The organism is uncultured Clostridium sp. (genome assembly GCF_947036855.1).
GTDB lineage: Bacteria > Bacillota > Clostridia > Clostridiales > Clostridiaceae > Sarcina.
In genome coordinates, this window is the sequence record NZ_CAMQRY010000138.1 from 1 (window position 1) to 5,829 (window position 5,829).

The 5,829-nt window shown below is 30.2% G+C and carries 6 protein-coding genes; all 6 read right to left on the reverse strand.

Annotated elements, in window-relative coordinates; all coding sequences use genetic code 11:
* On the reverse strand, positions 1-682 hold a 682-nt coding region (locus Q0V15_RS11215; protein WP_297439031.1), incomplete at its 3' end, for a hypothetical protein.
* A gap of 76 nt (positions 683-758) precedes the next feature.
* Positions 759-1,385: a 4-alpha-glucanotransferase gene (locus tag Q0V15_RS11220; RefSeq protein WP_297439033.1), complete on the reverse strand. Its 627-nt coding sequence runs from the start codon at positions 1,383-1,385 to the stop codon at positions 759-761.
* A gap of 107 nt (positions 1,386-1,492) precedes the next feature.
* Complete coding sequence (locus Q0V15_RS11225; protein WP_297439035.1) at positions 1,493-1,792, reverse strand: hypothetical protein; 300 nt, start codon at positions 1,790-1,792, stop codon at positions 1,493-1,495.
* 48 nt (positions 1,793-1,840) lie between these two features.
* The gene (locus Q0V15_RS11230; protein WP_297439037.1) at positions 1,841-3,577 is read right to left on the reverse strand and encodes a ferredoxin hydrogenase; all 1,737 of its coding nucleotides are present in this window, start codon (positions 3,575-3,577) and stop codon (positions 1,841-1,843) included.
* A gap of 88 nt (positions 3,578-3,665) precedes the next feature.
* A complete protein-coding gene (gene buk / locus Q0V15_RS11235) occupies positions 3,666-4,736 on the reverse strand; it encodes a butyrate kinase (protein ID WP_297439039.1) in 1,071 nt (356 codons plus the stop codon).
* A 51-nt stretch (positions 4,737-4,787) separates the two neighbouring features.
* On the reverse strand, positions 4,788-5,693 hold the full coding sequence (ptb, locus tag Q0V15_RS11240; RefSeq protein WP_297439041.1) for a phosphate butyryltransferase: 906 nt from the start codon (positions 5,691-5,693) through the stop codon (positions 4,788-4,790).
* Positions 5,694-5,829: the final 136 nt, after the last annotated feature.

Sequence of the window (5,829 nt, forward strand, 5' to 3'; positions counted from 1 at the left end):
TTATATCATCATAAATTCTTTTTGTTGGTACAAGCCACACTTCTCCAGAGCCTTCATACATTATATATTTCCTAAGCTTTTTCTTATTTATATTCCCTCGTCGTAAAATCACATCATCATCAAAAACTTTTAAAATATCATTATTAATACCACATCTCATAACTTCTGCTTCTGAAACTGGTATTTCTATAATCACAACTCCACTACCTCTTAATAAAAGTTCATCTTCACCATCATAGTCTACAAATATTTCTCCATCACAAACCCAAAAGCTCTCTTCTTTTATAATTATCTCTTCATCTTCTAACTCAATAAAAATAAAATCTGAAAAAGAAAGTGATAATATCATCTCCCCTGACCCTGTATAACTTGGATAAATATCATCAAATTCATCAAATTCCGAAAAAATCTTTTTTCCAAATGATAATCCTCTTGGGATATATTCCACATCCTCAATATCACCCTTGCAATATAATATACTTTCTTCTCTAACTTTTATAACACCATCATTTAATATTACCCTTATTTGTTTAAGCTTTGTATTTATAGCCTTAATAGTATTATTAACCTCACTATCACTTATACCAGCTAACTCTTCATACTGCATAAGCCTAAATATTGAATCTCTCCTAAGCTCTTTTATAGATTTCAATTTATCTTTTAAACTAAATGAAGTCTTCACTTCCTAAATCTCCCCTTTGCTTTATAGTCATATATTATATTTCTACAAAACATATAAATTACCTTTATTTTACATTTTAATTTTGAACTTTATATATTCTTTTTACTTTTACTCCTAAATCTAAAAAATAGCTTTTTAAATTTCTCCATTGCTTATGAAATTCATATTGCTTAAATATTTCAAAATTTATATCATCTTCAAAGTCATGTCTTAAACTTTCTATACTTCCAATATTTCTTGCTTTATAAATTTTCCAATCTGCAAAAGTATCCATTCCAATAATCTTACTTGCTACAACATATAGTGAGTAATCATCAAGCCACTTTATATTTTCAAGCATAAACTCCTGTAATTTCTCATTTAGTAAGCCTTTTGAGTTTTCATATGCAACTCTTAGTATTTCATTATCACCAGTTCTTGAAACTTCATTTGTATCAAGCCAATTATAATCATTATAAGAAAGTAAATTATCATCCTTTAACAAATTAAAATTTATAAAACTTCTATTCCCTACATTTTCTACTATCTCATTTTCTAAAACTCCATCATCAAAACTAGAGTTTATAATGTTTATATAGCACTCTTTTACTCCTAATTCACTTATAAGACTAGCTGTTTTATAGGCATTTTCCCCAAAATTATTTATTCTATATTCATCTTCTAAAAGTTCTTTACCTTCAATAATTATATTACTCTTTTTCACATCAAACACCCCTTAACACTATTATTAAAGTATATGAAAAAATGAAGAGAAATAACTCTATATAAGTTATTTCCCTTCATAATATTTTTAGTTTTATAAACTTTAATTTACTTTTCTAATATCTCTATAAGTTTATCTGCCATAAGATTATCTATTCCTTCAATAAGTTCTTTAATCTCATTTAATTCTGCCTCACTTTTCCCTGTTTCAAACAATGCAAGTGGTTTCCCAGAGCAGCAATTTCTAACTAAAGTATAAACTCTAACTTCCATATCTATATTTTTAAACTGCTCATAAGTTAATTTTTTCTTATCTATATTAACAATAAATTCTCTTACCCCATTATTAACTTTAATATCTATTCCTGTATATCTTTTTGCTATAACTTCTGCTGATATAACTTTCATAAAAACACCCCTTAATGTAAATATAATTCAATTATATTTATTTTATCATTAATACTTTGAACTTACATCATGCGAGTAATGAAGAAGCTCATGAGCCTTAGCTCCTCCAAGTTCTCCAAAATATTCATCATACATTTTTATTATTGATGGATTCTTATGTGCCTTTCTCTTGCTCAAGATATTAGAATCTTGATTATATAAAACTGCTGACCTAAGTTTTTTAATATCAATACTTTCTCTTTGCTCTGCCGTAAGATGAGGCTGACCTCCACCATTTATACATCCACCACTACATGACATCACTTCTATAAAATGATATCTCTCTTCAAGCTTTCCAGCTTTTATAAAGTCTGATAAATTTGTAGCTCCATTTATAACTGCAAGTTTTAACTCCTTGTCTCCTAGTTTAACACTTGCTTCTTTTATCCCATCAAACCCTCTAACTTCTTTATATTCTATATCATCAAGACTTTCCCCTGATATAAAATCTTTAGCTGTTCTAAGTGTCGCCTCCATAACTCCACCAGTACTACCAAATATAGCACCTGCACCTGAATGCTCTCCCATTAAAACATCAACTTTTCCATCTTCAAGCTTTGCAAAACTTATTTTCTTTGCTTTTATCATACTAGCAAGTTCTCTTGTTGTAATAACTGCATCAATTTCTCTATTTCCTGCAAACTCAAACTCATCTGTATCTGCTTCAAATTTTTTAGCAACACAAGGCATTACTGTTACTGTAAATATATCTTTTGCATCAATTCCAGAAATACTTGGATAATATGTTTTAGTAGCAACACCAAATATTTGTTGTGGAGATTTTGTTGTAGATAAATTTTTCTTAAGCTCTGGGTAGAAATTTGTAGCTTGTCTTACCCAAGATGGACAACAAGACGTAAACATAGGTAAATTAATATTCTCCTCAACTCTATGAATAAGCTCATTTGCCTCTTCCATAATAGTCATATCTGCACCAAAATTAATATCAAAAACCTTATCAAAACCTAGTTCTCTAAGTGCTGTATATAATTTCCCTGTTACATCTACTCCAAATCCCATTCTAAAAAGTTCACCCATAGAAGTACGCACTGCTGGAGCCATAGCTATAATTACATGTTTATTCTCATCACTTAATGCTTCATTCACTCTTTCTATATGTGATTTTTCCTTTAAAGCATCAACAGGACAAGCTGATATACATTGACCACATAAAAGACAGTCTATATCATCAAAACACTTAAAATCTTTAGTTCCTATTATTCTCTCTGAGCCAACTCTATGAAACTTTATTGAACTTCCTTTTGTACTTTTTCTACAAGCAGCAACACATCTACCACAAGTTACACATTTACTTCTATCAAAAGAAATAGCCTTACTTCTATCATCAACATATTCTGATTTATCTAACACTTTAAAAGGTTTACTTGCTCTAGCCTTAGTTTTAATCACAAGCTTTAAAAACTCACAATTTTCTTTTCTTCCACAAGCTCCACATTTAAACTCATGTTTATCTAAAAGCCCTGAAACACACGATTTAATCTCTTCATTTACTCTTTCATTATTAGTCTGTATAACCATTCCATCTTTAGCTTTCATAGCACAAGCCCTTGCAAGTCTATCTTGTCCTTCTACTTCTACAAGACAAACTCCACATTGACCTATATTAGAACAATCTTCTAAAAAACATAATGTTGGTACAAAAACTCCATTATCCTTTGCAACTTTTAAAATACTTTCCTTTTCATTGAAACTAAATACACTACCATTAATAGTTATTGACCCCATAAAAACACCCCTACAACACTTGTTAAATTTTTAACTAATATATTTTTAATAAAGATGCCTATATTACAAGGCATCTTTTTTTATTTTATTAAGCGTAAATTTTAGCTTCTTCTTCTGAATTTAAAACTCTTAATGCACCTTCAGCAAGTGCAAGCATTTCATCTTCACCTGGATAAACAGTAACATCTGCAATCCAACCAATTCTATCTTTTATACCAGCTACAACACCTTTTCCATAAGCCATTCCACCAGTTAAAATTATAGAATCTACCTTCCCTTTAAGAACTGCTGCTTTTTCTCCAATAGCATTAGATACTTGATATACAAAAGCATCACTTAATAACTGTGCCTCTGTACTACCTTCAGCTATTAAATCTTGAATTATTCTTAAATCATTCACTCCCATATATGAAACAAAGCCACCATTTCCAACAACTTTACCATATACTTCTTTCTCTGAGAACTTCCCACTAAAGCACATTTTTATAAGATCTCCAACTGGTAAGCTACCAGCTCTCTCTGGTGAGAATGGCCCATCTCCATCAAGTGCATTATTAACATCTACAACTCTTCCATTCTTATGAGCTCCAACAGAAACTCCTCCACCCATATGAACTACAATTAAATTTAAATCATTATAATCTTTCTTAATTTCCTTTGCATATCTCTTTGCAACAGCCTTTTGATTTAGTGCATGGAACTTACTTCTCTTTGGAAGGTCTGTGCAACCTGTAAGTCTTGCAACTTCATCAAGTTCATCAACCACAACTGGGTCAACTATAAAAGCTCTTCCATTAACTGAATCTGCTATTTCTCTAGCAAGTATTCCACCAAGATTTGATGCATGTGGTCCTTGAACTCCTATTCTTAAATCTTCAATCATAGAAGAATTAACCTCATAAGTTCCACCCTCTATTGGCTTAAGCATTCCCCCTCTACCAACAACTGCATCTAAAGTATTTATATCAAAATTATTCTTTTTAACAATATCAAGTATTAACTCTTTTCTAAAATCAAGTTGATCTGCTATTGTAGCATATCTTTGAATTTCCTCTGTTTGATGTCTTAAAGTTTCTTCAAAAATTTCTTTACAATCTTCAAAAACCCCTATCTTTGTAGATGTTGAACCTGGATTAATAACTAATAATTTATATCCCATATTAAATTTTACCCCCTAAATAAATTCTAATAATTTTATTTTTAATTATAACTAAGCTTTTTTTGAAACAAGAGCTGCTACAGCTATTGAATTAACCTTAACTTCAAAACTATCTGACCTTGAAGTTAAAATAACTGGTGCTGAAGTTCCAACAAGAAGTCCACCATTTTTTGTTTTTGATAACATAGTTAAAGTTTTATACATAACATTAGCTGTTTCGATATTAGGTAAAAGAATTATATCTGCTCTACCTGCAACTTCTCCCTTAACGCCCTTATGCTCTGCTGCTTCGATTGAAATTGCATTATCTAAAGCAAATGGTCCATCAACTAAACAACCTTTAATTTGTCCTCTATCACTCATTTTAGCAAGAAGAGCTGCATCCACAGTTGCTTGCATATCTTGATTTACTACTTCAACAGCACAAACTGCTCCTACTTTAGGTATCTTTATACCACAAGCTGTTGCAACACTTACTGAGTTATTAATAATTTGAACTTTTGCCTTTAAATCTGGGTAAGTATTAAATGCTGCATCTGTTAAAAATAAAAGTCTGTCATATCCATCTATTTCAAAAACAGATACATGTGACATAAGCTTTCCAGTTCTAAGACCAACTTCTTTATTTAAAACACTTCTTAAAAATGTAGCTGTATCAACAAGACCCTTCATAACCATATCTGCTTCACCTGATGAAACTATTCTTACAGCCTCAAGTGTTGCCTTTGCTATATTTGTTTCATTAACAATTTTAAAATCAGTTAAATCAAAATCAATTTTTTTAGCAATAGATTTTATCTCTATTTCATCCCCAACTAAAATTCCATCTACAAGTCCAAGTCTACTAGCTTCTTTCAAAGCCTCAAGAACTGGTTCATCCTGTGCTACTGCAACAGAAACTCTTTTCTTTCCAACCTCTTTTAACTTTTTAAATAAATCTTCAAAATTTTTACTCATTACTGCACCCCTTAAAATTATCTATATAAGTTTCCTTATTTTTTTAAATTATATCAATTTCAATTCTATCAAATTTAAACTTTTTTATCAAATTTTTACATTAATATTTTTAAAATATATTACATCACTTTTTATT